Origin of the sequence: Halomicronema hongdechloris C2206 (genome assembly GCF_002075285.3) — a bacterium.
In the GTDB taxonomy this organism is placed as follows: domain Bacteria; phylum Cyanobacteriota; class Cyanobacteriia; order Phormidesmidales; family Phormidesmidaceae; genus Halomicronema_B; species Halomicronema_B hongdechloris.
In genome coordinates, this window is sequence record NZ_CP021983.2 from 2,842,946 (window position 1) to 2,867,331 (window position 24,386).

Annotated in this window: 20 protein-coding genes and 2 pseudogenes; 8 read left to right on the forward strand and 14 right to left on the reverse strand. The window is 55.2% G+C overall.

What is annotated here, in order from left to right:
* Nucleotides 1–2 precede the first annotated feature (2 nt).
* Entirely contained in the window at nt 3–1,367 is a 1,365-nt protein-coding gene (locus XM38_RS12840; protein ID WP_088430052.1) for a sensor histidine kinase, read from the reverse strand.
* Nucleotides 1,368–1,428: 61 nt separating this feature from the next.
* Complete coding sequence (locus tag XM38_RS12845) at nt 1,429–4,713, reverse strand: glycoside hydrolase family 15 protein (protein ID WP_256995608.1); 3,285 nt, start codon at nt 4,711–4,713, stop codon at nt 1,429–1,431.
* A gap of 282 nt (nt 4,714–4,995) precedes the next feature.
* Between XM38_RS12845 and XM38_RS12850 the strand changes: the two genes are divergently transcribed.
* On the forward strand, nt 4,996–5,430 hold the full coding sequence (locus XM38_RS12850) for a ferritin-like domain-containing protein (RefSeq protein WP_080810369.1): 435 nt from the start codon (nt 4,996–4,998) through the stop codon (nt 5,428–5,430).
* Nucleotides 5,431–5,596: 166 nt separating this feature from the next.
* The gene (locus XM38_RS12855; protein ID WP_088431677.1) at nt 5,597–6,400 is read left to right on the forward strand and encodes an ABC transporter ATP-binding protein; all 804 of its coding nucleotides are present in this window, start codon (nt 5,597–5,599) and stop codon (nt 6,398–6,400) included.
* 88 nt (nt 6,401–6,488) lie between these two features.
* On the opposite strand, the gene XM38_RS12860 is transcribed toward XM38_RS12855, so the two are convergent.
* The gene (locus XM38_RS12860; RefSeq protein WP_088430056.1) at nt 6,489–8,465 is read right to left on the reverse strand and encodes an ATP-binding cassette domain-containing protein; all 1,977 of its coding nucleotides are present in this window, start codon (nt 8,463–8,465) and stop codon (nt 6,489–6,491) included.
* Between the two features lie 246 nt (nt 8,466–8,711).
* Here XM38_RS12860 and XM38_RS12865 point away from each other — a divergent pair, with 246 nt between their 5' ends.
* On the forward strand, nt 8,712–9,293 hold the full coding sequence (locus XM38_RS12865) for a Uma2 family endonuclease (RefSeq protein ID WP_080810420.1): 582 nt from the start codon (nt 8,712–8,714) through the stop codon (nt 9,291–9,293).
* A 318-nt stretch (nt 9,294–9,611) separates the two neighbouring features.
* On the opposite strand, the gene XM38_RS27700 is transcribed toward XM38_RS12865, so the two are convergent.
* The 4 genes from XM38_RS27700 to XM38_RS12880 form a co-directional block, all read right to left on the reverse strand.
* Nucleotides 9,612–9,989 (reverse strand): hypothetical protein, encoded by a 378-nt coding sequence (locus XM38_RS27700; RefSeq protein WP_256995609.1) that lies wholly within the window; start codon nt 9,987–9,989, stop codon nt 9,612–9,614.
* A gap of 9 nt (nt 9,990–9,998) precedes the next feature.
* Nucleotides 9,999–10,973, reverse strand: a complete 975-nt coding sequence (locus XM38_RS12870) for an MFS transporter (protein ID WP_306441583.1) — start codon at nt 10,971–10,973, stop codon at nt 9,999–10,001.
* Nucleotides 10,937–11,998 (reverse strand): ABC transporter substrate-binding protein, encoded by a 1,062-nt coding sequence (locus tag XM38_RS12875; RefSeq protein WP_080810365.1) that lies wholly within the window; start codon nt 11,996–11,998, stop codon nt 10,937–10,939. The genes XM38_RS12870 and XM38_RS12875 overlap by 37 nt, the downstream gene beginning before the upstream one ends.
* A 124-nt stretch (nt 11,999–12,122) precedes the next feature.
* Nucleotides 12,123–14,711: a TonB-dependent siderophore receptor gene (locus XM38_RS12880; RefSeq protein WP_088430058.1), complete on the reverse strand. Its 2,589-nt coding sequence runs from the start codon at nt 14,709–14,711 to the stop codon at nt 12,123–12,125.
* Nucleotides 14,712–14,908: 197 nt separating this feature from the next.
* Between XM38_RS12880 and XM38_RS12885 the strand changes: the two genes are divergently transcribed.
* Nucleotides 14,909–15,139 carry a DUF433 domain-containing protein gene (locus XM38_RS12885; RefSeq protein WP_080810362.1) on the forward strand — a complete coding sequence of 77 codons (231 nt, stop codon included), beginning with the start codon at nt 14,909–14,911 and terminating at the stop codon, nt 15,137–15,139.
* Between the two features lie 2 nt (nt 15,140–15,141).
* The gene (locus tag XM38_RS12890; protein WP_080810360.1) at nt 15,142–15,510 is read left to right on the forward strand and encodes a DUF5615 family PIN-like protein; all 369 of its coding nucleotides are present in this window, start codon (nt 15,142–15,144) and stop codon (nt 15,508–15,510) included.
* Nucleotides 15,511–15,562: 52 nt separating this feature from the next.
* Here the strand turns inward: XM38_RS12890 and XM38_RS12895 are convergent, their stop codons facing one another.
* The 3 genes from XM38_RS12895 to XM38_RS12905 all read right to left on the reverse strand — a co-directional run bounded on the left by XM38_RS12895 (nt 15,563) and on the right by XM38_RS12905 (nt 17,800).
* Complete coding sequence (locus XM38_RS12895; RefSeq protein WP_080810358.1) at nt 15,563–16,591, reverse strand: helix-turn-helix transcriptional regulator; 1,029 nt, start codon at nt 16,589–16,591, stop codon at nt 15,563–15,565.
* A 54-nt stretch (nt 16,592–16,645) separates the two neighbouring features.
* A complete protein-coding gene (locus XM38_RS12900) occupies nt 16,646–17,071 on the reverse strand; it encodes an AMIN domain-containing protein (protein WP_137455104.1) in 426 nt (141 codons plus the stop codon).
* A 123-nt stretch (nt 17,072–17,194) separates the two neighbouring features.
* Entirely contained in the window at nt 17,195–17,800 is a 606-nt protein-coding gene (locus XM38_RS12905; protein ID WP_187329396.1) for a helix-turn-helix transcriptional regulator, read from the reverse strand.
* Between XM38_RS12905 and XM38_RS12910 the strand changes: the two genes are divergently transcribed.
* Nucleotides 17,774–18,214 (forward strand): DUF29 domain-containing protein, encoded by a 441-nt coding sequence (locus XM38_RS12910; RefSeq protein ID WP_080810418.1) that lies wholly within the window; start codon nt 17,774–17,776, stop codon nt 18,212–18,214. The genes XM38_RS12905 and XM38_RS12910 overlap by 27 nt on opposite strands.
* Before the next feature lie 170 nt (nt 18,215–18,384).
* On the opposite strand, the gene XM38_RS12915 is transcribed toward XM38_RS12910, so the two are convergent.
* Complete coding sequence (locus XM38_RS12915; protein WP_080810353.1) at nt 18,385–18,921, reverse strand: Uma2 family endonuclease; 537 nt, start codon at nt 18,919–18,921, stop codon at nt 18,385–18,387.
* 22 nt (nt 18,922–18,943) lie between these two features.
* On the opposite strand from XM38_RS12915, the pseudogene XM38_RS28960 reads away from it, so the two are divergent.
* Nucleotides 18,944–19,385: pseudogene (locus tag XM38_RS28960) on the forward strand (Uma2 family endonuclease); the annotation flags it as partial.
* A gap of 47 nt (nt 19,386–19,432) precedes the next feature.
* Here XM38_RS28960 and XM38_RS12925 read toward each other — a convergent pair.
* The 3 genes from XM38_RS12925 to XM38_RS12935 form a co-directional block, all read right to left on the reverse strand.
* Nucleotides 19,433–19,708, reverse strand: coding sequence for a hypothetical protein (locus XM38_RS12925; RefSeq protein ID WP_137455106.1), 276 nt, complete (start codon nt 19,706–19,708; stop codon nt 19,433–19,435).
* A gap of 37 nt (nt 19,709–19,745) precedes the next feature.
* Nucleotides 19,746–20,741, reverse strand: coding sequence for an ABC transporter substrate-binding protein (locus tag XM38_RS12930; RefSeq protein WP_080810352.1), 996 nt, complete (start codon nt 20,739–20,741; stop codon nt 19,746–19,748).
* Nucleotides 20,742–20,948: 207 nt separating this feature from the next.
* Nucleotides 20,949–23,444 (reverse strand): TonB-dependent siderophore receptor, encoded by a 2,496-nt coding sequence (locus XM38_RS12935; RefSeq protein WP_088430060.1) that lies wholly within the window; start codon nt 23,442–23,444, stop codon nt 20,949–20,951.
* 266 nt (nt 23,445–23,710) lie between these two features.
* Here XM38_RS12935 and XM38_RS12940 point away from each other — a divergent pair.
* A pseudogene (locus XM38_RS12940) lies at nt 23,711–24,299 on the forward strand (Uma2 family endonuclease).
* Nucleotides 24,300–24,386: the final 87 nt, after the last annotated feature.

The window sequence follows — 24,386 nt, forward strand, 5'->3', positions numbered from 1 at the left end:
CCTTAGCGCGGGCTGGCCATGGGCAACCAGACGGTGACGGTGGTGCCTTTATCGACCACACTGTCGATCTGAATCTGACCTTTGTGGTTCTGCACGATCACCTGGGCAATGGCTAGGCCCAAGCCGGAGCTGCCGGTGCGATGGCCCTTCGGGGCCGGTCTTTGACCATCGCAAGGTTTAGCGCGGGCCGGGTCAACCCGGTAAAACCGGTCGAACACATGGGTTAGGGCCGCGGCCGGAATGCCGATGCCACTGTCACAGATGCGTACCTGCCAGTAACTGTGGCCCTGATGCTTGTCAGGACTCAGGGTCACAGTTACCGTGCCGGCAGCTGGGGTGTATTGCAGGCTATTGCTAATCAAGTTAGTGAACAGCCGCGTGATCTGGTCGGGGTCACCCATGATGGTAGCCTCGGCGTCGAGGATGGTGGCCGGGGGCTGATAGCTCAAGTGCAGGGTTTGGTCTTGGGCAATGGCCTGCTGCTCTTCGATGACGTCGGCCAGCAGGTGGTTGAGGTCAAACGCTTGCCATTGCATCGCGGTCAATCCACCGTCTTGACGGGCCAAAAACAGCAGATCGTCCACCAATCGTCCCAAGCGCCGGGTCAAGCGCTCGATCACCTGCAGTTGCCCCTGCTGGGCCTGGGGGTTGGGGTTGGGGTCGGCCAGGGCCACCTGGACATTGGTCTGGATGACGGCGATGGGATTGCGCAATTCGTGGGAGGCGTCGGCGGTGAACTGCTTCAATTGCTGATAGGAATCCCGCACTGGTGCGATCGCAAGGCCCGACAACAGCCAGCCAATGGCAGCCACCGCGCCTACGGTAACGCAGATCCCCAGACTCAGATCCGCCAGCAACCGCCGGGTGGGCTTGGTTACCTCAAACCAGGGGTGACTGACCCGCAGATACCCCACCACCTGATTGCCCGCCTGCACCCGGCGAGTAATCTGACGCAGCACCTGTTCCTCGGTAACAGACACCGTCTCCCCAGCTGGATTCACATGTAGAGGAATCGGCAGGGGCTCAGACAGGGTAGACCAGAGCAGCGTTCCCTGGGGGCTAAACCACTCCAAGTCAATGTGGTCATCCTCCGCTGCTTGGGCGTTGTCGCGAAAACTGGCCTCCACATTCACCCGCAGGGAGGGACCAGTAGCGGTAGGAGTCGTCAGCACCCGGGCCTCTACCGAGCCGGGCTCAATCACCAGAGACCGTTGCACCACCTCCAACACGTGGTTGAGGGTGTCATCCACCCGCTCTACCAAGGTGGTGCGCACATAGAGATAAAACCCGCTGGCAAAGCACAACAACAGTACCGCCGTCACACTGGTGTACCAGAGGGCTAACCGACAGCGAGTCGCCTGAAACATTTCCCTCCACTGCAGTGCTCCCAGAGTCATTCTAGCTAGGGGCGGCTGCGAGCCAGCTATATTAGGCCACCTGCTGCTGGTCTGTGGGCTCTGCTTCGGCCAACTCCGCCAGGAATTGCAAGGCCTTGGCCACATAGCGAGCACACTCCCGAGGAGGCTGGCCATAGAATGCCTGCCAGGCAGAGGCTTTGTCGGTATCGTAATCGACGGCACGCTCAGGATGGATCTCTAGCCAAGCCAAGCGTACCGCATGGCCTATCAACACATCCAAGACCATATAGTCCTCAAACTGCAGCTCGGGATTACCCTCCACCAGGGCAGCCAGTTCCTGCAGGGCCTCGACGGTGAGATGGCGATATTCGGGAGCCTGAATCTTGTTCAGTAGGTGATTCACCCGCAGGGCGAAATTCTGCTCTCCTGGAGTCATCTCCGATAGCACCACCTGGCTATCGAGGCGATTGCGGCGCTCTAACTTATCGCCGATGACAATGCCTCTACAGTGGCGCAATAGTTGCCAAACCCCGGTGTAGAAGCTATCGGGCAAGCGATTGATTTCGCCATCAATGCGCCGTTTCCGCAGCCAATCGCCGTCTTTTGGCAGGGTAATTTCCTTTTGGGGCACCACCTGCCAGTCGATGGCGGCGGGATGGCTGACATGCAGGGATTCCTGACGGAAGAGGGTGCTGTTGAGGCCCTGGTAGCCCGCTAGCACCTGGCGCAGGCGCAGCTTGATCTCAAAGGGACTGAGGCCCATCAAGTGTTCGTAGGCCTCATCCTGGCTGACACGAAGTTCGTGGCTCAGTTCACTGGTCAGTAGCAAGATCAAGTAACTGATCCGCAAGGTGAGGAGGCCATCGAACAGAGTCGGTTCGGTCTTAATCAGCACGCTAAGGTAAATCAAGATCTCCTGGCTGAGGGCGTGCTCCCGCACATCTTCACTGCAGAAGGTGCGAATCTTGGCCATGATGTCGCCATGGGGCATGGGATCTCGAATCACAGCAGCCTGGCTGTAGGCCTTGCCGACGGCAATATGCTTCTGGCGCACCAGCAGCTCTGTCACCGAATCCGATAAGCTGATGTCGACTTTTTCGAGCAACCCGGCGGCTCGACGGACGATGCCCCAGTGCTCCAGCTTGCCCGCCTTAATATAAATTTCATTCAGCAGATCAGCCACGGTGACGGCCCGAGTAGAGTCACCTAGGCCCGTATTAAACTCGAGGCCCTGTAGCCGCTTCAAGCTACTGAGCAGTTCAATCTGTTCGTAGAGGTTGTCTGACTGGCGCAGGATGGTCAGCAGCCGCTCCAGGTCTGTTTCTTGCTCTAGGTCAAACTCCTCGATGATGGAGAGGGGCCAGACATTATCTGGAGTCAAGAGCAGGTAGGCAGACGAAATCAAACGCCCCATCAGGGAAGAGCGGCCCCAGGGATACCCATTGACATCGTCGATGCGCTCACTGCCGGCAGTGAGCAAGAGTTGATAGAGGGGACCGAGGCAGACCGGCACACTACCACAGGAACCTGACTTCAGCTCCTGCAATAGCGTCAGCAGGGGAGATTGGTGGATGGGCTTGTGGCCCAACTCGAACATGGCATGGGTGAGCCACAGGGTAACCGTGGGTCGCCCCGGTTCATGCCAGTGCTCATGGATATAGGCCAGTTCACTGCGGATTTGAGCTACCAGAAAGTGGTAATCGAGGGTGAGGTAGAATTGCTGCTGATCGAGGCAGGAAGGTAGGAACAGCACCGTCTCGCCACCGATGTGAAAGGCGCGGGAGGTCGTGAGGCTGCGCAGACGCCGCACCGGACGACCGCTGAGCCCTAGCTTGTCGTTGCGACCGATTTCGGCATAGATGGCCGATAATTCCCCGGCAGGATAGATCTGCATCGGCTCCAGTTGCGATGGTCGCGGACCGGCCTGCGGCCATCGCAACTGGGTCACGATGCCAAAGGTGGCCAACTCCGCCTGCAGGGTCTCATCTTCAGCCACCAGGGCAATCTGCACGATGGGATGACGAGTATGGGTGACACGCAGGTGACGCCCCAAAGGGTCCAGATCCCCCGGCTTCAGTAGCCCTTGGGTCAGCAACTGCCCCAGCACATAAAGGCTTTGAGCCCAGACCAGGGGCACATTTTCATTAGGGCGACGGGGCTGACTCCCCGGCTGCTGCCGCTCCGCCTCTAGGTGCTCAACCGGGACATAGTACACCTCCGGCAATAGGAGCCAGCCATCCCGTTCGACAGCCAGGGCCTGCAGGCGAGTCTCGTAGACGCGAGCCGTTTCAGTCTCACCGCGAAACAAAGCCTCGAGCCAGAGGTAGGCAAAAAATAGCGGCCACTCACACTCGATGTGCTCAAACTGTTGCAATTCTTCGGGCTCGTAGTGCAGCCGGGTAGTATCTTCGATCACGGTTTGGTGACCATCCCGCAGAAAGCGCTTGCAGCCGTAATTCCCCTCTAGCTTGTCGATAATCTTGGCCCGGGTGAGCTCGATCACATTGGCATCTCCCATGGCAAAAGCCGGAAACCCCAAAATGCTCAGCAGCGCCGCATCCACCTCCTTAGAGCCAGACTCCCGCGGCAGTAAAGACTCTAGGGTAATGCGAGCCCGGGCGATTTCATCGGGCAACACATGCACCACCGCCGACTGGCCCCCGCGGACGCCAAACAGATTCAGCCCCTGCATCGCCTCCAAAGCAGCCTTAGCCATGCCCACAGAACTAGCGTTGAGTTCCGGGCGACCGTGGTTCAGCTTATTACCCCGCTCCCAGATGCCATAGTCGGGGGTGCGGTAGGCCCGACCGATGTAATAGACCAAGTTCTGGATGAAATTGACCTCATCCAGGGTGTAAATGATTGCTAGCCCGGAGGCGGTCATCTGGGCCAACATCAACAGATAGAGGGAGGTGGCATCGAGCTGCAGGTGTCCCCATTCCTCATCGCCCACCACCGTCGTGGCGGTGGCCGTGTGGTATTTGGCATGGAGGGCATTGAGGGGATCTTGGGTCTGCTTAAACTGCTCCACCTTGGCACTCTGCTGCATCATGGCGAAGAGCAGCCCTCGCATCAGCTTGACCACACTCTGCTCTAGTTCGTAGGTGCGGCCCCAGTTTTCGTCCAACTTGCGGTAGGCTAAGGCGACGCCCCATACCGCCAAGATGCTGTAGACGTTATCCCGCACCCAGGCATCGGTATAGTTACCGTGGACGGTCACGGCGGTGCTGGCCGGCAGCAGGCCCGTGACGGGATGCTGCCGCTCTAGGATGACCGCTTTGACCTGCTGATAATAGGGCTCTAGATGTTCCCAACGGGATTTCAGAGATGAGGTGGAGGGGTGAATGCCAGACAACGGCGTACTCTCCATGAAGACATTGAGACGTTAAGCAATGCTTAACGTCAGACCCTACAACCGTAGCAAATCTAATGCAACTGCCGAGGCCACCGACACCGCTGTGTGGTCATCGACATGGCCAATTCAACTCTGTCTTCCCCGGGTTAAGGACTCTAGTGTGGGGTTGCCGTTCACGTCTCTGGCAATTAAACCGGGCAATCGCGGGGATCTATTGATAAAGTATCTTAACAAAGGCAATGCCTACCCTGATCAATACTACAGGTTGACTACAGACTATTCATGAAAGATCTCGATACCCACAGCACCATTGGGCTACTAAACCAGATTATGGAGTTTGAGCTAGCGGGGGTGGTTCGCTACACCCACTACTCATTGATGGTGACCGGCCCCAACCGCATCCCCATTGTGGATTTCTTCAAAGCTCAAGCCAGCGAGTCGCTCCTACATGCCCAAGAAGCGGGGGAAATCATCACCGGCTTAGAAGGTCACCCCAGCCAGCGTATCGCCACCATCGAAGAAACCCATCGGCACTCAGTCAGAGATTTACTGCAAGAAAGTCTCAGCCACGAACAAAAGGCCCTCAACATGTACAAAAAACTCCTGGGCATCGTCGAAAACGCCAGCATCTACCTAGAGGAATATACCCGCACCAAAATCGGTCAGGAAGAAATGCACAACCTGGAGATCAAGAAGATGCTGCGAGATTACAGCTAGAAGAGGGGTGAAGAGTGAAGAGTGAAGAGTGAAGATTAAGTCACTACTCGTTACTCGCCACCCCATCACCCCATCACCCCATCACCCCATCTCCGTTCTCCATTCTCCCCATCCCCCCATCCCCCCATCTCCCCACCTACTCACCACTCGCCACTCGCCAACCATGATCCTCGACACTGCCACCCAAGTTACCCTCACCACCCGCAAGCTGACGCTGGCCTACGATGGCAACGTCGTTATCCAGGGGCTGGATTTAGCCATTCCCCACGGCCAAATGACGACACTGGTGGGGCCTAATGGCTGCGGTAAGTCCACTTTGTTGCGGGGCATGGCGCGCCTGTTAAAGCCAAAGGGAGGCACCGTTTACCTAGACGGTGATGCCATTGCTCACTTGCCCACCAAGGAATTGGCTAAGCGTCTGGGGATTTTGCCCCAGAGCCCTGCGGCTCCAGAGGGACTGACGGTGCGGGAGCTGGTGGCCCAGGGCCGCTATCCCCACCAAAACTGGTTGCAGCAGTGGTCGCGGCAAGACGAGCTGCAAGTAGAGGCTGCGATCGCAACCACCCACCTGCACGACTTTGCCAACCGCCCCCTCGATACCCTCTCTGGGGGACAGCGGCAACGGGCTTGGATCGCCATGGCTCTGGCCCAAGACACCGAGACCCTGCTGCTGGATGAACCGACGACCTATTTAGACTTAGCCCATCAAATTGAAGTCCTAGATCTGCTCTATCACCTCAATCGGGATGCCGGCCGCACCATTGTCATGGTGCTCCACGACGTCAATATGGCCTGCCGTTACAGTCATCATTTGATTGCTCTACGTGACGGCGCCGTCATCGCCCAAGGGCATCCATCTGATGTGGTCACCGAAGCGCTGGTCAAGCAGGTGTTCGATCTAGACAGCCGCATCATTGCCGACCCAGTGTCCAATACGCCTCTGTGCATTCCCGTGAGTCAATCGTTGTAGGGCTGGGAACCATTTTAGTCGGTCGCCAGTGGGCTATGGGCATGGGGCATTGATGCTATTAAAACAGCGCCACCACAAGGTTAAGGGATCAACGATGGGAATCTAGGTCTTGCCAGAAGCCGGGGCATTGATGCCAGAATTCAACCGGCTTTCCAGAGAACGTCACGTTTCCAGCCTCCAACAACATCACCCAATCAGCTTGGTTTAAGACAGCACGACGGTGGGAGACGATGAGGAGAGTGGGCTGGAGGGCTGGGGTAACGGGGTGATGGGGTAACGGGGTAGCCCTATGACTCCCTCCCTCCATCACGCCCCCACTCCCCCACTCCCCCCCTCTGCTACTACTCCCCAACAACCGTGCCCACAGGCGTTGCTCCGTCTCCACATCCAGGGCACTAGAGAGGTCGTCAAACACCAGCAACTCGGGTTGGCGCAGCAACATGCGGGCGGCAGCAGCCCGTTGTTTTTGTCCCCCCGACAGCCGAACACCGCGGGTGCCTATCAACGTGTCGAGGCCATCGGGCATAGTGGCCACATCTTGGTCGAACACCGCAGTGGCAATGGCACTTTCCAGGTCGGCCGAAGCGTTAGCAGCGTCTAGCCCTAACAGCAAGTTCTCGCGCAAGGAGGTGCTGAACAGTTGGGGAATTTGCGGGGTATAGGCAGCCCGAGGCGGCACCAGGACATTCGCCGGATCGTCAACCGGCTGACCGTTCCAGAAGATTGAGCCCGACTGTTTTGGCAATAACCCCAGCAACACTCGCAGCAGGGTCGTCTTGCCCGATCCAATCCGACCCGTAATCACCACCAAGCTGCCTCGCTGCAGCGTAAAGCTAATGTCGGTAATACCGTTAGCGCTCCCGGGATAGTAGTAGGTCAGTCCCTCGACCCGCAGTGCTTGTAGTGACTCTGAGGCTGTTGCCGGTAAGGGGGACGGCAACGGGGGCTGGAAACCCAGGATAGGTTTGAGGTAAAGGGGGTGGGGCTGGGTGAGAGGGAAGGTGGGTCGCTGGGTCGGTGGGTCGCTGGGAGGTTGAGATTCGACTATTTCGTTGGGATTAGACTCGCCCCCTCGCCCCCTTGCCTCCTCGCCTGCGCCTATCAGCCCTGCCATCCGCTCAAAGGACACCTCACTTTGCTTGGTGGTGGCTAGGAAACCGCCGAAGAATGCCAAAAAGTAGGTAACGAAGGAGAGGTAGTAGACGAACAGGGCAAAGTCGCCGACGGTTAGAGTCCCTTGGGTGCCAAGGCTTTGGGAGGCCAGCAATAAAATTAGGCCCGTGCCGAGGCTGACGATGCTTTCAAAGCCGGAGTCAAGGATGGCACTGAAGACTTGGTCGCGCACCATCAGACGGCGTCTGCGATCGCATCTGTCCTGCAACTCCTCTAGCATGCGGGGCTCAGCACCCGCTACTTTCACCGCCTGCACCGCGGTGAACATTTCACCGATCAGCCCGGTGACCTGCTGGGTGGCCTGGCGGCTGGCGCGGCGATAGCGTTTGAGTCGGTGTTCGGCTCGCTGCGCCAGGGTTGCGATCGCACATAGAGGCAAAAACACCAGCAGTGTCATGGTGGGATTCACGCTCAGCAGCAGCGCCACCGACCCCACTGCAAACACCCCGGCCGCAAAAATCTCGTTGGTGCCGACGACGGTATCTTCTATCTGAAAAGCATCATCGCGAAAATAGCTGAGAATTTCCCCAGGGGACGTATTTCGACCATTAGCCCCACCAGTGGCCAACTCGGCTCCAGGTCGTTTCAGCAGTTCAACCAAAAGATTGTGCCGCACCAGCCCACTGATCAAAAACCGGTGCTGGGTCTTAGTGATACGGCCAGTAAAAATCGCCACCACCCGCGCTAATCCAGTGGCCAGCAGCAGCCCGATCCACCCCCAGGGAGACCAGCCCAGATGAGCGTGATCGGTCAGACTATCGAAAAACCCACGAATCAAGATGCCCGGTACCGCTGGCAGGCCCAAGATAAATAACCACAACAGAGTATCGACCCAGTAGAGACGCTGGGCATAGCGGATGAGCTGCCAGAGGAGCTGGTGGATAGGGGGCATGGGGATGCAGGTAAGTGGGCAGTAAGGTTTAAGTGTTGAATTTTTAGTTTTGAGTTTTGAGCTGAAGCATGGCTGGTAGAACTCAACACTCAAAACTAAGAACTAAAAACTTATCCACCCATCCACTTTCCCATCCTCCCACTTCCCAAAGGAGCCCTAGACGGATTTTTTCGACCGCTCAGCGGAGTTTTATGCATACCCTACGGATCGCTTTAGAATTGGAGGATAGTGCGGCGGGTGTGGGCCATGATGTCTCTGACTCTGGACCTTCAATCGGCGGACATTGAATTGAGTGATGAGCAGTTTTATCGGCTCTGTCAGGCGAACCGCGATTTACGGCTAGAGCGCACTGCGGCAGGACAGTTGATCGTTATGCCGCCCACAGGATGGGAAACCGGGAATCGGACCTCAAGATTGGTTCAGCGGCTAGGTAACTGGGCTGATGTGGATGGAACAGGGATCGGGTTTGACTCTATCTACAGGCTTTCGATTACCAAACAGGGCGTCCGATCGCCCGATGCCGCTTGGGTGAAACGAGACCGGCTGGAGGCCCTGAATCCTGACCCAGACAAGTTTTTGCCGCTCTACCCTGACTTTGTGATTGAGCTGCAGTCCGCCAGCGACCAGCTTACGGATGGGCAGGCCAAGATGCAGGAATATCTGGAGAATGGTCTCCAGCTAGGCTGGCTGATTAATCCCCAGGACCAACAGGTAGAAATTTATCGGGGCAAGTGCGCAGTGGAGGTGTTGCGATCGCCGACCGAGGTTTCTGGCGAACAGGTCTTGTCTGGTTTTGTCCTATCGCTGAACGGCATTTTAAGTTCCTGAGATTCCCAACGGTAAGCTACGATTTAAGCTTGTCCTGAACACAACAGGCTGGGACCTGGAATCACCTCTATGCGCTCAACCAGGTCGGGAATCAGGCTGGCGAGCCGTTCGTCACTACATTAACAGACACACTGTTGATGAAAACGCCGACAGGTTATCCGTGCAGGCTGGGAGAGCGAGGCGATCGCCCAAGCTGGTCAATCCCGGTACTTCGGACATGAGGAGGTCCTGGCGGTCTCAAACCGGGCGAGGTTACCGCTCCATCGGGGTTTAACCAACAAAACTGCCATCCTGTTGCCATCTGATGCTCAAGCAATTCTACGACGCAGCTGTGTGATGATCGGGAATGATGCGTTCTACCTGACGTAAGGGGCGATAGGCATATCCTATTAGCCCGGCGAGCAGGCCCAAGCAGGAAAATAGAGTATATTGAACGGCCATTCCTGCCCCTTCGCCCGTGCCAAATATATTCCCTAAGACCCCTGCTAATATCCCAGTCGGCTGCATGGCTGGCTCAAACCCATAGTCGGCCAAAGGGCCTGCGATCGCCAGCCCGATTGGCGAGGTGATCTGGGCCAGCAGGTAGCGAGAGGTAAATACTCGCCCCTGCACCGCTGGGTCCACCTTCGATAACCAAATTGCCTGATTAGAACTGCCAATAAACACCCCAAAAAATGTTTTTGCGAACCCTGCCATTGCCCATATCTATGGCAGATGTCCTAAGCCAATCACAATTCCGCCGAGTCTAGACAAGATAGACCCCAGCAACAAGCCGTGAATTCGACGCCGAAAACCACCCCAAACACTCAGAAATATTGCCCCACTGAGGCCGCCAATTCCACTCGCCGCTTCAACCGTTGCCAGCACCGCAGTATTATCACCACTGCGCGCTAGAATCATGGCCGGGAAGATCGCACCGCCGATATTGCCGACTAAATTGGCACTGAGTAGAAATACCAGGATGGCCAATAAACTAGGATACTTGAGAATATAGCGAAACCCAAAAGTCAACTGGGGCCATATTCTCTGCTGGTTCGGAGTGTCTATTTTGTTGGCTGACTGGCTCCCTTGAGGTTGGGGAACGGTCACCAGTGACAGGGTACTCATTGCCAGCAGAAAAGTGATGAGATCGAGCACTAAAATCCCTGTCAGCCCAATCACGTAATAGAGGGCTCCTCCTAGGGCGGGGGCCAAAATATTGGAACCGTATCCCTTGGCTGATTCTAAGGCAGAGGCTCGCGTGTAGTGTTGTGGGGGAACAATGGTCGCCATGGAAGCCGATAGGGTCATCCATTGCAGATACCCAAATAAACCACTAACAGCCCCAGCCAGATAAAGATGCCAGATGGCGGGGGTATCGATCAGCAGCAACAACAGAATGACGACTGTAGAGGCTGCCGCCACGATGTCTCCCAACAGCATCAATTGTTTGCGAGGGAATCGGTCAATAATAATGCCGGAAAACAGACTGGCAATAATGGGCGGCGTCGCCGTAAAAAATATTAGTAAAGATAAGGGCGTGGCTTGTCCGGTGGCTTCCCATACCCAAATGGTGAGGGCAAAGGTGGCTATCCTCGACCCCAAAATAGAGGCAGTTTGCCCAATCCAAATGATTAGGAAAGTTCGCAGGCTGGTGGGCGGAGTTACGATGGGTCTTCCTCCTCTAGCAAATAGCGAAATAGATCATCAACGACGAGATTGGCTGCTACTGGTCCTGACCCAATCCAGTGTTCACCACTGACCTGATAAACGTTTCCCTGTTTCACAGCCTCTAACTGTGACCATAGGGGATCGGCTTGAAGCTGTTTGATCGCAGTTTGGGCATCCTGTTTGGATTCGAAATTGTCACCGTCAGTCCACAGAAAGATGACATCCCCGTCAGCTAAGTGCAGTTGCTCTTTGCTGATTCGCTGAACAGGTTGCCCCCCGCGCTGGCTGGGAGGACGAGATAAGCCAGCATCTAGCAGAATCGTGCCGGCAAAGATATCTTCCTGATAAAGCTCAAAGTAGCCAGGATAAACCCGCACCATTGAAACTTCCAGTTGGTTCAGACGATCGCCCATTCTTTCTTTAAAGGTCGCTAGGCGATCGCGATATTCGTCCATGACGGCTTCTACTCTTTCTGAGCGATTGATAGCTTGTCCCACTGAGGCAAATATCTCTTTCCAATCACCACTGGTGTCAAACTCAAACAAAACAGTGGGCGCGATTTGTGACGCTTGAGTATAAATCTCTTCCAGAGAAGTCGAGCCTAAAATCAGGTCTGGTTGCAGTGCCAATACTTTTTCTAAATCAGGACGCCGATAACCAATGCTCTCGGTACCTTGCAGTTGCTCTTTCAGGTAAGCCTCTGGGCGAGCCACAGCGCCGATGGGAGGAGTATCGATTGCTAACAGCGCTTCGGTTGTGAAAGTTCCCAAGGTGATCATACGTTGAGGCGTCTCTGGGACTTGCGTTGTTCCCATAGCGTGCTCAACGGTGCGGGTTAGTTGGTCGGTCTGCACATTTGCCGAGGTGTATCGCACCGAGTTATTAGAGGAAGTACCATTGCAGGCAGCAACGAACCCTATGACCACTAAAGCGAAGCCAATGAATTGCCTTTGATACCGCTTTGCATTGAGCATCTGCCGACAGCGATGCCCAAAAATTCCTGCCGCTGTCAATAGTTTTCTGAGTTGCTTAAACACTGGAAAAAGCGTTGGCATAGGGACGATGAACCTGTTTTGATAGCGACACTTACAGCTGTAGTCAAGCCGGAATATGAGCTAGGTGCTCAAAGGTTTTATACCTAGACCAAGCTTTGACCACAGTTCTGGTTCAGAAGCCTCTTCAAAATTCCACTGAAAAAGTACCAATCACCGTAAAAGGAATTCCCGGATCAAGCGAAAAGCGCCCAAAACCAGGAGACTCCACATAGTCAATATCGAAGAGGTTTTTGAAGTTCAGGGCGGCTTCCCAGTTATCCCTTTGATAAGAAATCCTGGCGTCAACGCGGGCATAGCTAGGCAGTTCAAAGTTATTATCCAGGTTTCCTTCCCGATCCCCGACAAAAAAGACACCTGCACCCAGTCCTAGCCCCTGCAAGTCACCCTGTTGAAATTCATAGGTCGTCCAAAGACTGGCCGCATTTCTGGGAACGCCCTGGAGTTCATTGCCTTCCTGGTCGCTGCCATTATCCTCGGTAATCTCAGTATGAGTATGAGCGTAAGAGGCGATGATTCGCCAGCCATCGCTGATTTCGCCAGCAATATCCAGCTCAATGCCTCGACTTCTTTGTTCCCCAATGGCCCGTTGCAGCCCCGCAGGAGGGCCCGGGACACCCACTGCAATATTGCTTTTAGTAATGTTGAACGCAGCCAGGTTAGCCGAAAGCCGCCCCTCCAACAGCTCACCCCTAAGCCCCACTTCATACTGGGTGCCGCGCTCGGGGGGCAGAATGCCGCCCTGACCATCGCCGCCATTAGGCACAAACGAGCGACTAAAGCTGGCGTACAGGGATAGGGGTTCAATCGGTTGGTACACCAGACCAATCCGGGGGCTAAAAGCCGTATCGTCTTGAGTTTCAGTGGTGTCACTCAAGCGATTTTCGTTATTTTGACTCACCAGGTCAAATCGACCCCCGATGAGAAGTTTGAGATTATCTGTAAAGGCAATCAGGTCTTGGAGATAAATGCCCAGGGAATCTGTCCGGTTATTGATATCAACAGCTGTAAAGTTAAGCTCGTCTCTGCTAGGTGTACCATCGTCATAAACCGGATCAAAGATATTGATTGTTGTCACGCCAAAACTATCATCAGTGCTTCGACCCTGTCGATCTTCAACCTCGCGATTGAGATCAAAACCAAAAAGTACCTCATGTCCAACGGTCCCAGTTTGAAAATCACCAACAAGATTAGTCTGCAAACCGTAGCTTGTCTCGATTGCGTCGTTAGAAAACACAAATCGCTGTAACTCTCCAGCATCGCTAATACTGAAAGGCTGGTTTTCAATATTTAATCGGTCTCCCCGCAAAAATTGGAAGCGATTACGCAGTTCTAAGTTGTCGTTAAATTCATGCTCTAGTTCATAGCTGGCAATGAGCTGCGTCGATTCATTAAAATCGTCTAGCTCGTTGACAATGCGATCGAAGGGAATGTCAGCAATGCCCTCACCAATAGAAACTAGTCCTTGATCAAAGGGGCGTTCATCATCGGTATAGGAGAATTCCAGGGTGAGATTGGTGCGATCGCCAATATCCCAGGTCACAACCGGTGAAACAAAGAATCGTTCGATATCGCGATTAAAATCCCGAAACCCTTCTTGTCTTTCATAAAGGGCATTGAGCCGATAGCGTACTGTTCTATCAGCATTCAATGGGCCAGAAGCATCAATCGAGGGTTCGATGAAACCAAAACTGCCCACACGCGGTTCCAAGGCAAAAAATGGTTCTGCAGTCGGTCGTTCGGGGACTAAGTTGATGACACCGCCCGGTTCTAGACGCCCAAACAAGATGGAAGCAGGGCCTTTGAGCACCTCTACCCTCTCCACGTTGGCGGTTTCTCTAAGTCTTGTTACTTCGCCATCTCGAAATCCGTTACGTAGGAAGGTTCTTTGCTGAAACCCACGAATGTTAAAGCTGTCAAATGTGCCACTGAATGTATCTGACTCCACGACACCACTCACGTTACGGACAATTTCTTGCAAATCGGTGGCTTGTTGATCTTCAATTACGGCACGGGGCACCACCTGAATCGACTGCGGAATGTCGCGCAGGGGGGTATCGGTGCGGGTGGCCGTCGTGGCCGTTGGAGCGTTGTACCGCTCATCCGGCTCCCCAGTTACCACGATTTGGATGGCGTCATCCGCATCGCCGACTCGGGCAATTCCCGGCACCACACTTAACACCAGATTTCCTGCTTCTGTGCCTACCTGAGTCTCTGGCGGCGCATCGGTTCCCGTAATCGATACCCGCACCCGATTGTCCGGTAGCCCTGTTACGCTCACCAAAGCAATGCCCTCAACCGGGTTGGCGGCCTGAAACTCATCCCCCTCTGCCAGGGCCAGGGCTGCATTGGGAATCTCGGCAATCAGCGCATTCCCCACCACGGAGGTTTCAGGCTCCGCGATGGAACCGGTGGCTGCTAGCATCAGCTGCAGGCCGTTCTCTGTTTCGGTGATCTGAACATCGGTAATCTGAGTCAGGGCTTGAGCTATGTCAGCCGAGGGTGCAGGCGATCGCTCCTGAGCCTCAATCTGGCTCATCCATGCCGCGACCGTGGTGGCTGGTTGGGGTTCCTCGCTACGATCAAGATCTTCTACCGGAACGACCTCAGTCTCAGCAACGGTGGATGGTTCCAAAGAGTCTGCCTGGGCGGCCGACGCCAGCACCACCGAAAACACACCCGTGAGCCAAAATAATCTCTGCAGTTGACGCATCATTCACTCCCACACCTAAATCGGAACACTTCCCAAGAAGCTTACGGGAAGGCGGTGAGGGATAGAAGGCCGGTGAGAACGGCAGCAGGAGCTTTTTTGAACGGTTTCCGGAGTTTTTGTGGTTTAGCCGTCCGTATGATGCATCGAGTCTGTGTTTTGACGCTAAGGTAAATAAAAGATTGACCGTTTTCTCTCTTCTAATGGATTGGCAAGAGCGCATTGTCGTCAACCCTGACATCCTAGTCGGTAAGCCCGTTATTCGCGGTACTCGACTAGCTGTCGAATTCATCATCGACTTACTAGCGGAGGGTTGGTCAGAGCCAGAAGTACTCCGAAACTACCCCGGCATAACTCGAGAAGATATTCAAGCCTGCCTTCGCTATGCCAGCGAACTTCTCAAAGCTGAGCGGGTTTATCCTTTGTCTGTATAACGGTGAGGTTCCTGGCTAACGAAAATTTTCCAGGCGATGCCGTTGAAGCGCTTCGCAAGCAAGGGCACGATGTCCGATGGATTCGTACCGACGCTCCAGGCAGCTCCGATTCTGAAGTTTTATCAATGGCTCAAGCCGAAGATCGCATTCTTTTGACTTTTGATCGAGACTTTGGTGAGCTAGCGTTTCGTCTCGGACTTCCGGCAACGACTGGCATCGTACTCTTTCGCTTTAGGATGACCTCTGCTCAACAGGTTGCAAGCGTGGTGACACAGGCCATATCTCTACGCACCGACTGGATTGGCCATTTCAGCGTTGTTGAGATAGACCGGGTCCGCATGCGTGCCCTACCAACAGACAAACAGTCTTAGTTTGTTATGGTTAAAACCACCCGAGAGTTGTGATACAGAACCCTGTGGGAAACTAACTTATCTGCCAAAAATGCCGCTGACGTTTGCGGTAGACGCTGGGATTGATGCCGAATTTCTTGCGAAAGGCCAGGGCAAAGTGGCTGCGGTTGACGTATCCTACAGCCTGGGCCGCCTCAGTAATCGTCATCTCACCAGCTGTCAATAGCTGACGAGCCCTCTCCATACGGCAATCCTGTAGATAACCAAAGACGGTGGTGCCAAACACCTGGCGAAATCCAACCTTGAGTTTGCAGTCATTAATGCCTATCAGACGAGCCAGGTCAATTAGCGACGGCGGATCATCGAGTCGGGCCACCAGTAGCTCTTTGGCGTAGTGAATGCGCTCAATATCGTCGGGTTTCAACCCCTTAGCAGACGGGGTGGAGCCATCCATCTCGGGTAGTTGAGCCAGCTGTAGTGCCATCAGTTCCCACACCTTACCCTCTAGGTATATGCGCTGGGTCAATCCTTGAAATGGGCACTGCAGTATGTGTTGAACGATCTGCTGCATGGCTGAGCTGGTGTTGTATATCTGCAAATGATAGAGCCGATCGGGGGGTTTTATTAGGTAGTTTAGAGACTGGGAAAGTTCCTTAGAACAGTCCGTCGCCCATTGCCCCAACAGTGCTGGCTCGATATGGATGTTGACCGTAAACTTATGGAGATCCGCCACCTCATAGCCTGCTTCCTCAGGAGCCATACCGCTGCCACAAAAGCAATGCTGCCCAACCTTCACTGGGTATGACTCGGAAGGCGCAGCGCCCATCAACACGTAGTTCAGTTCCAGGGGATGTTCTCGCTCATCGCTGGTGATAATAAGATCATCATGAAGACGATAGTCTGCGATCGCCAGCACGATTCCGTCTCGAATTCGAATCTTTCGGTAATACCCTGCCCCCAGCTGCTTGGGATATTTCCAGGTGATGTCATACTCGTCGGTGTTGCGGTTAATATCCTGATGGGGCTGGCTCGCAGCCGCATTCGTTTCCTGGATGTGTCGCACTAACTGCCAATAGTCTTGCTGTGAGAGGGTAATCGTCATGGGCTTAACGTTGCCAAGTCATGGTTAAGACCATATCTCAAATGAGAGCAATTCTCAATTGATGGCCAGACGCACCGCGTTGCCGTCTGTACTCACCGCGACTGCCGCGATCCCCTCAGCGGGCTGACTGTGGAAGCGCTCTTCCCCCGCCGGTAGTGATAATACGGTGTTGGGAATGGTGACAATTTGGGCGTTACCTAGGGTTTCCAGAGTGGGAGCTGGCAATACGCCATTGGCTTCGATGGTCAGGGTCAGTCCTGCGTCTGTCGGAGTCAGGCGCAGGTGGGTAATGGTGGCCGGCTCGCTCTCTAGTTGGGCTAGCCAGTCGGCAGCAGTCGGAGCCTTGTCAGGGTCGGTTGTGTCGGCAGCCACAGGTGCCACGAGGCCACCAGTCATACAGAGGAGGCCAGCAATGCCCAGGACACGGCCCAGGGTCAGGGAATATTTCAGGGAACTCACACCCACACGCTGAGTCATCATAAGCTGTTGCAAGTTGTTCTCAGAAGCTAGGGCATAGCATAGGGGATAGGGTGCGATGGTCGCAGACCGGCCTTCGGCCATCGCAACTTCCCCATCCCGGAATTTTTTTATCCCCAGCCGGAATCACTGCCGTAATTGCCGCGGGCTCACCCCAAAGGCTCGCTTAAACGCTGCGGCAAAATGCCCCACATGGGTATAGCCCACCGCCGTTGCTGCCTCAGTCACACTCATCTCCTGCTCCAACAGCAATTCCCTCGCCTGTTCCAGACGCCGCTGCCGCAGATAGCCAAAGACCGTGGTGCCAAAGACCTGCTTAAAGCCCCGCTTCAGAGTGCAGTCATTCAGCCCTACCCAGCGGGCCAGTTGCAGCAGCGACGGAGAATCGTCCAAATATCGCTCGAGCAGATCGGCAGCAGCGTGAATCTGCTCAATTTGAGCCGGTTTCAGGGATACACCACTGGGCACTATCGGCGCTGCCTGACAATACTGATGGGTTTGCAAGGCAATGAGCTCAAGCACCTTACCTTCTAGATAGAGCTGTCGTGTCCAGCCTTCGTAAGGACAATTTAAAATTTGCTGCAACGCCCACTGTACTCTGCCATGGTTGAGCACAATGATGCGATCGCACCTCTCCAGCACGGCGCGGCGATGGGAGACAATAAGGAGAGTGACAGAATGAGGTAAATCAGTACGGTGATTCCCATGCAAACCACCACGCTCTACGCCCAAGATTTTCACGCTTGGACTCAGCACCAGGCAGAGTTGCTGCGCTCTGGCCGTCTTAGGGAACTGGATATTGAAAATCTGATCGAGGAGATTGAATCGTTGGGCAAGCAACAACGGCAAGAGCTATGCAATCGCCTCGGTGTTTTGCTGGGGCATCTCCTCAAGTGGCGCTACCAACCAGAAGCCCGATCTAAAAGTTGGGCTGCAACCATCCGCGAGCAACGTCGAGAAATTCATGAAATCTTGGAGGATAATCCCAGCTTGAAGCCCTACCTGGCAGAAGCAGTCATCAGAGGTTACCGGAAAGGACTGGATTTAGTCAACCGGGAAACGCCTTTAGATCCAGATCAACTCCCTCAATCTTGCCCCTTCACTGAGGCAGAAATCTTTGAAGCGCCAGTGGACTGGCAGCGGTAACTCCCTTAGGCGAGCGTCCCATACCCCAATGTAGCCAACGTGGTGGCTCACAGTGACGATCTGTCAAGCCGCGAAACCTTTAAAGGTTAAGTAACGCATATCCGTCCTCGAAACAACAAGTCTTCTTGGGGATAGAAATTGTCAATCAGTAGATTCAGCTCAGAGCAACTTTACTCAAACACAGGCGGCCACAGCTCAGAGATGGGCAATTCCCAACCCGGTAGCAAGTCTGGAACAGTTAATACATCCCCATCGCCCAATGTGATTGACGCTTGCTCTGGGCGTCGAATTTCCACTGTGTGGTCTTCTGGATTCACCAAAAGCCCAACCACTGTGCCTTGAGTGAGGAACTCATCAATCTTGTCTCGCAGCTCCTCCACCCGATCGGTGGGTGATTTAACTTCTACCATCAAATCAGGAGGAATAGTGGCATAGCCACGAGGAGAACGGGGAAGCCGCTCAGCCCGGATAAACGAAACATCGGGAGCGCGGGTATTGGCAAGGCTGAACCCGGCACTCGATCCAGTAATCCGTCCGAGCTGCCGAGGTTTGACCCAGTTCCACAGGTTCGCCCCGACCTGAAAAGCAACCTCATCCGACTCATACCCAGAAGGACTCATGACGATAATCTTGCCATCAACCAACTCCAGTCGATAGTCGGGATAGTGGGCTTGCAAGTCCTCTAAGTCTTTGACAGTCAGTGACATAGGGCTTCCAGACAATCCGTGTCTGCCGAATTCAATTTCCTGCCATTATTGTGGCACTAGTTCAATATATGACTTACCCAGCGACGACCCGGAGGAACCTGGCTTGCCTGATGTTGGCGCTAGCCCGTCGCGAGACGTATTTCATGACTTTCAACCGGAGTTATTACGATTCACGTTTCGGCCTCCCACCCATTGGCCCGAACAGGTGTTTAGCGGCAGCGACATGAACCTCTACTACGATGGTCGCTACCCAAATTGGTATAAGCGTCCAGATTGGTTTGGGGTTGTGGGAGTTCCCCGACTCTATGACGGACACGATTTGCGTCTTAGCTACGTAATCTGACAAGAGGGAGTCAGTCCCTTTGTGGTGGTTGAGCTTCTGTCACCCGGTACTGAGGCTTGAAGACCTGGGACAAACCGAACCAGAAGACCATGAACCGCCAACAAAGTGGCAAGTCTATGAGGGGAAATTTTGCGCTAGGTTCCGTAGCCTGCTCTAGCCACAATGCGATCAGTTCGACGCTCTTGCTCTCCTAGATACAACTGCTTCACGACACCCTGATAGGGACGACAGGTTAAACACCCACTCTAGGCAATCCGTGACGTCCTCCTGCCCCTCAGATGAGATTAAGTCGTCGTGAAATCGATAGCGATGCAGCGTCAGGTCAATGCCGCTGGGCAACGCGATATCGCGCCTATAACCCTGGCCAATATGTTCAGGACAGAGGGCAATGCGATCGCCACTATCCTGTGGATCAGCTTGCTGAGCCTGCTGCCGACTCTCCATCCACAGGTCACACCAACTTTTGTCCGAAATCGAGAGATCAGTCCTCTACTAGGTACTTAAACAGGTCATCCAACACCGCGTTGGCTGCCAAGGGGCCATCCCCGATCCAGTAGCTGGGCACTTCATAGACGCGCCCTTGCTGCACCGCCTGCAGTTGCGACCACAGGGGATCGGTCTGCAGCCTCGCCTTTTGCGAGTGGGCCTGCCGGATCAGCTGATCGTTGCCGCCGTAAGTCCACAGGAAAATCACGTCGCCATCGGCATCGAGGAGACGCTCGCGACTGATGGAATACTGGATGGGGTTGCCGGTTAGGGCATTGGCTTCGGCAGCGGTGAGATCTTGGCTGGGGGGGCGCGACAACCCGGCATCGGCAACGATGGTGCCGCAGAAGGAGTCTTTCAGGTACAGGTTCACCCGATCCGGGTAGACGCGGACAATGGAGACGTCGAGTTGACTGAGGCGCTCTGCCCCGCCCATGGCCCGCTGGAACTCCTCGATGCGGGCATCATACTCTGCCATTACCTGCTCGGCCTGGTCGCGACGGTCAAGTGCGATCGCCACCTCCCGAAAAAAGCGCTTCCATTCACCGCTGTAATCAAACGGCACTAGCACCGTTGGGGCAATCTGCGACATCGCCCGATAGTTGAGGTCAAGGTACTCTCCCCCTAGAATCAGATCCGGCTTCAGGGACAGGATTTTCTCTAGGCTGGGGGCGTTGCCGCCCCCCACATTCGTAATGCCCTCGACCTCATCTTTCAAGTAAGCCTTCGGACTGGTGACATCGTCGCTGCCAATGGGCTGCACCCCTAACGCCAAGACGTATTCTAAATTGCCCAGCGCCACCACCCGTTGCGGGTCAGAGGGGACACAGGTTTCCCCCTTGGCATGGCTGACAACGTGACACGACGAGGTGGTCTCGTCTGGTCTATCAGGGGGCGTAGCCGAGTCTGGCGATCGCCCCCCACAGGCGACCACCAGCGCCAACATCCCCGCCAATGCGATCGCCAGCCACCGGCGTCCCTGTCGTCTCATCGGCTCCAATCTCTCAAGCTGCTAATCCCCGTTCCCCGTTCTCTGTTTTTCCCCGTGGGTCCGTCCCTGGCCCCTCATGACGTCCTCTAAGTCAATTTTCTGCATTGGGCGCGGTAACCACTGCATTGGGCGCGGTAACCACGCCCCTACCCTGTCTCCCATTCCCTTTTCCGTCCTCCGTCCTCCGTCCTCCGTCCTTCGCCCTGCCTAAAACTCCACCGAGAGGGTGCCAATGATCGTCAACGGTGCGCCCGGTTCGATGGCCACCCGGCCAAAGTTATTGGCCGTGAAATAGCGCACATCAAACAAGTTTTGCACATTGATGGCCGCCCGCCAGTTATCTCGGTTGTAAAACACGGCGGCATCGGTGCGCCAGTAACCGGGCAAGTCGAAGGTGTCACCGAAGTCTCCGGCCCGTTCACCCACATGGAACACGCCAGCGCCAAACCCAAGTCCCTGCAGGTCGCCCGACTGAATCTCATAGGTGGTCCAGAGGCTGGCCGTGTGTTCAGGGACATTGTCTACTCGACTCCCCGGTTCCAACCCAAAGAACTCCTCCGTGAATTCGGCATCGATATAGCCTACCGAGGCAATCACGTTCCAGCCCGGCAAAATTTCACCGCTGATATCCAGTTCAACACCGCGACTGCGCTGCTCGGCAGTCGGGACAAAGGCTCCGGTAGCCGCATCAAAGGTAGCTAACCCAGAGCGATTAATGTGGAAGACAGCCAAATTGGCAATCAGATTTCCCTGCAGCAGTTCAGCCCGCAGGCCCACTTCGTATTGGGTGCCCCGTTCTGGGTCTAAGAAGTTGCCATCGATATCGGTGCCAAAGTTAGGCTGAAACGAGCGGGAGAAGCTGGCGTAGAGGGCCAAGGGCTCAACCGGGCGATACAGCAAGCCAATGGAAGGGCTAAAGGCGGTAGGCGACTGGCTGTCGCTGGTGCCAGTCAGGTTGTTCTCGCTGCGTTGCTCGACAAAATCAACCCGACCCGCCAGCAATAGCTGTAAATTATCGGTCAGCTCGATCTGGTCTTGGGCAAAAATGCCGATACTGTCAGTGCGGATGAAGTTATCTCGCACCACATTGGTCAGCTCCGCAAAGCTCGGCGGCGTGACCTGATTGTAGACCGGATTGAAGATATTGATACTCGGGGTGAGGCCTGCTGGCAGTCGGCTCTGGGTACCGCCGTCAGTCACTCGCGAGAGGTCAAATCCCAGCAGCACATTGTGTTCTAACGACCCGGTGTTGAAACGGCCATTGACCTCCGTTTGCAACAAATAAGTTTGAGAAAGGTCATCGTTGGAGCGGAAGTTACGAGTCAGCTCTCCTGTAGCCTCATTCAAGTTAAGCGGTTCAGCCCGAAAGTCCACCGTATCAGAGGAGAGGAATCGAAACGCGTTTCGAATACCCCACTGATCATTGAATTGGTGTTCGAGACGGTACCCGGCTGAGATTTCTTCCAGCTCGTAGAAATCATCTGGTTCCCCCAAGAATCGGCGTACCGGAATATCGGCCACATCACGACCCGAGGCTACCAGGCCCCGATCAAAGGGACGCTCACTATCGAGGTAGCTGAACTCCAGGGTCAGGGTGGTGTCATCGGTAATATCCCAGGCCAGCACTGGCGAGACAAAAACACGCTCCACATCTTGGTCTAAATCGCGAAAGCCATCGGAGCCTTCATAGGCCAGATTGACGCGATAGCGAAGATCTCCGGCGTCTGTCAGGGGACCCGAGAGATCCGCCGTGGGACGGATAAAGCCGAAGCTGCCTGCCCGCAGCTGGGCTTCGTAGCGGGGATTAGCCAGGGGCTGTTCCGTCACCACATTGATGGCGCCACCCGGTTCTAGATTGCCTTGCAGGACCGAAGCTGGCCCTTTGATCACCTCAATACGCTCGATATTGGACGTCTCCAGAATGGAAAAGGTGGGATCGCGGAAGCCATCCCGGAAGATATTGCGCAGGAAAAATCCCCGCATAATAAATTGGTCGGCAGTGCCGCCGAAACCGCCATCTCTGACTACATTGCTGACGTTGCGCAGGGCATCGCCTACCCGATTGGCCGCCTGATCCTCGATCACTTGGCGCGGCACCACCTGAATGGAGCGGGGGGTGTCGCGCAGGGGCACATCCAGGCGGGTAACGCTGGCTTCGGTGGGCACATAGTCACTGCGCTCGCCCGTCACCAGAATCTGCAGGGCCTCCTCGTCAGCGGCGGCCGCCGCCGCTACCCCTGGCACCACGCTCAGCACTAAGCCCGTGGCCTCTACGCTGACGTCGGTGGTCGGTGGCGCCTCAATACCGGTGATCGAGACCTGCACCCGATCGCCGGCCAGATTGGTCAGGGCAACTCGGGCAATGCCATCAATGGGATCGGCCACCTCAAAGCTGTCACCGTCGGGCAGCGCCAACACGGCATTGGGAATCTCGGCAGTCAGGGCATTCCCCGCCGTTGTCGTCTCCGGTGCAGTTAGCGTACCAGAGGTCTCCAGCACCAGACGCAATCCCGTTGCACTGGTGTCTACCTGCACATCCGTAATCTGCACTAGCCCCTGAGCCAAGTCCAGCTGACTCGCCTCGGCGCTGAGCGATCGCGGGCGCTCGCTACGCCTGTCTTCGGTTTCCGCCGCCCCAGGAGACAGCGGCACAAGTGCTAGCACTCCGGCTAACAGCAGTAATCGTTGCAACTTATCAACCATCACACCACAGGAATAAATGCCAATGGCTCTGGCGCTGAAATCGCAGCGTTGCCAGGGCCATAATTAAGAACTTGTCTCAAGAAGATACAGGATGACGGGGACAGGGCAATACCGCTGGCGATCCGGTGGCGGAGTTTTTGCGATCGCATCCCGGAGTTTTTGCCAGGACACCCAGCTTAGTTTCGACAACGCCCACGCCACCCGACTTGGGCTCCTTGGTTGCGATCGCATAGGATCAAAAAACAACTCGATCTGCCGTCATCGCTATGGTTGCCTCGCCCCAGTCCGTCACCCCTGAAGACTACCTACAGCTAGAGGCTGAAAGCCCCGTCAAGCATGAGTACCTTGATGGCGACATTTACGCCATGGCTGGGGCCAACGATGCCCACGTCACCATTGCCCTCAATCTAGCTACCCTACTCCGCAGCCACTTGCGAGGCAGCGGCTGCCGCGTACATATCGGATATGAAGGCCCGCATCGAAGCCCGCAACCGCTTTTTCTATCCCGATGTGATGGTGACCTGCGACGGGCGCGATCGGGAAACGTCGGACTACAAACGCTTTCCCAAGTTGATTGTAGAAGTGCTATCGGAGTCTACCGAGGCGTTTGACCGGGGTGATAAGTTTTTGGATTACCAAGCCTTAGACAGCTTGGAAGAGTACGTGCTGATCAATACGCGCCATCAACGGGTGGAGTGCTTTCGTTGTAATGAGGCCGGGTTGTGGGTATTGCAGTATTACACCCCTGAGACAACCACGTTTTCCCTGAAGAGCCTCGATTTTAGCGATACCCTGGCAGCCCTCTATGAGGATGTGGTGCTGGCAAGGGCAGATGCAGTAGATGCGATCGCATGACCCTGTCCTGACCCGATAGTCGCAGTGACAGCTAGGTGATTTGTGAGAAGGCTGGCAGCGCGGCCTAGAATTATGCGGTGCGTTGGA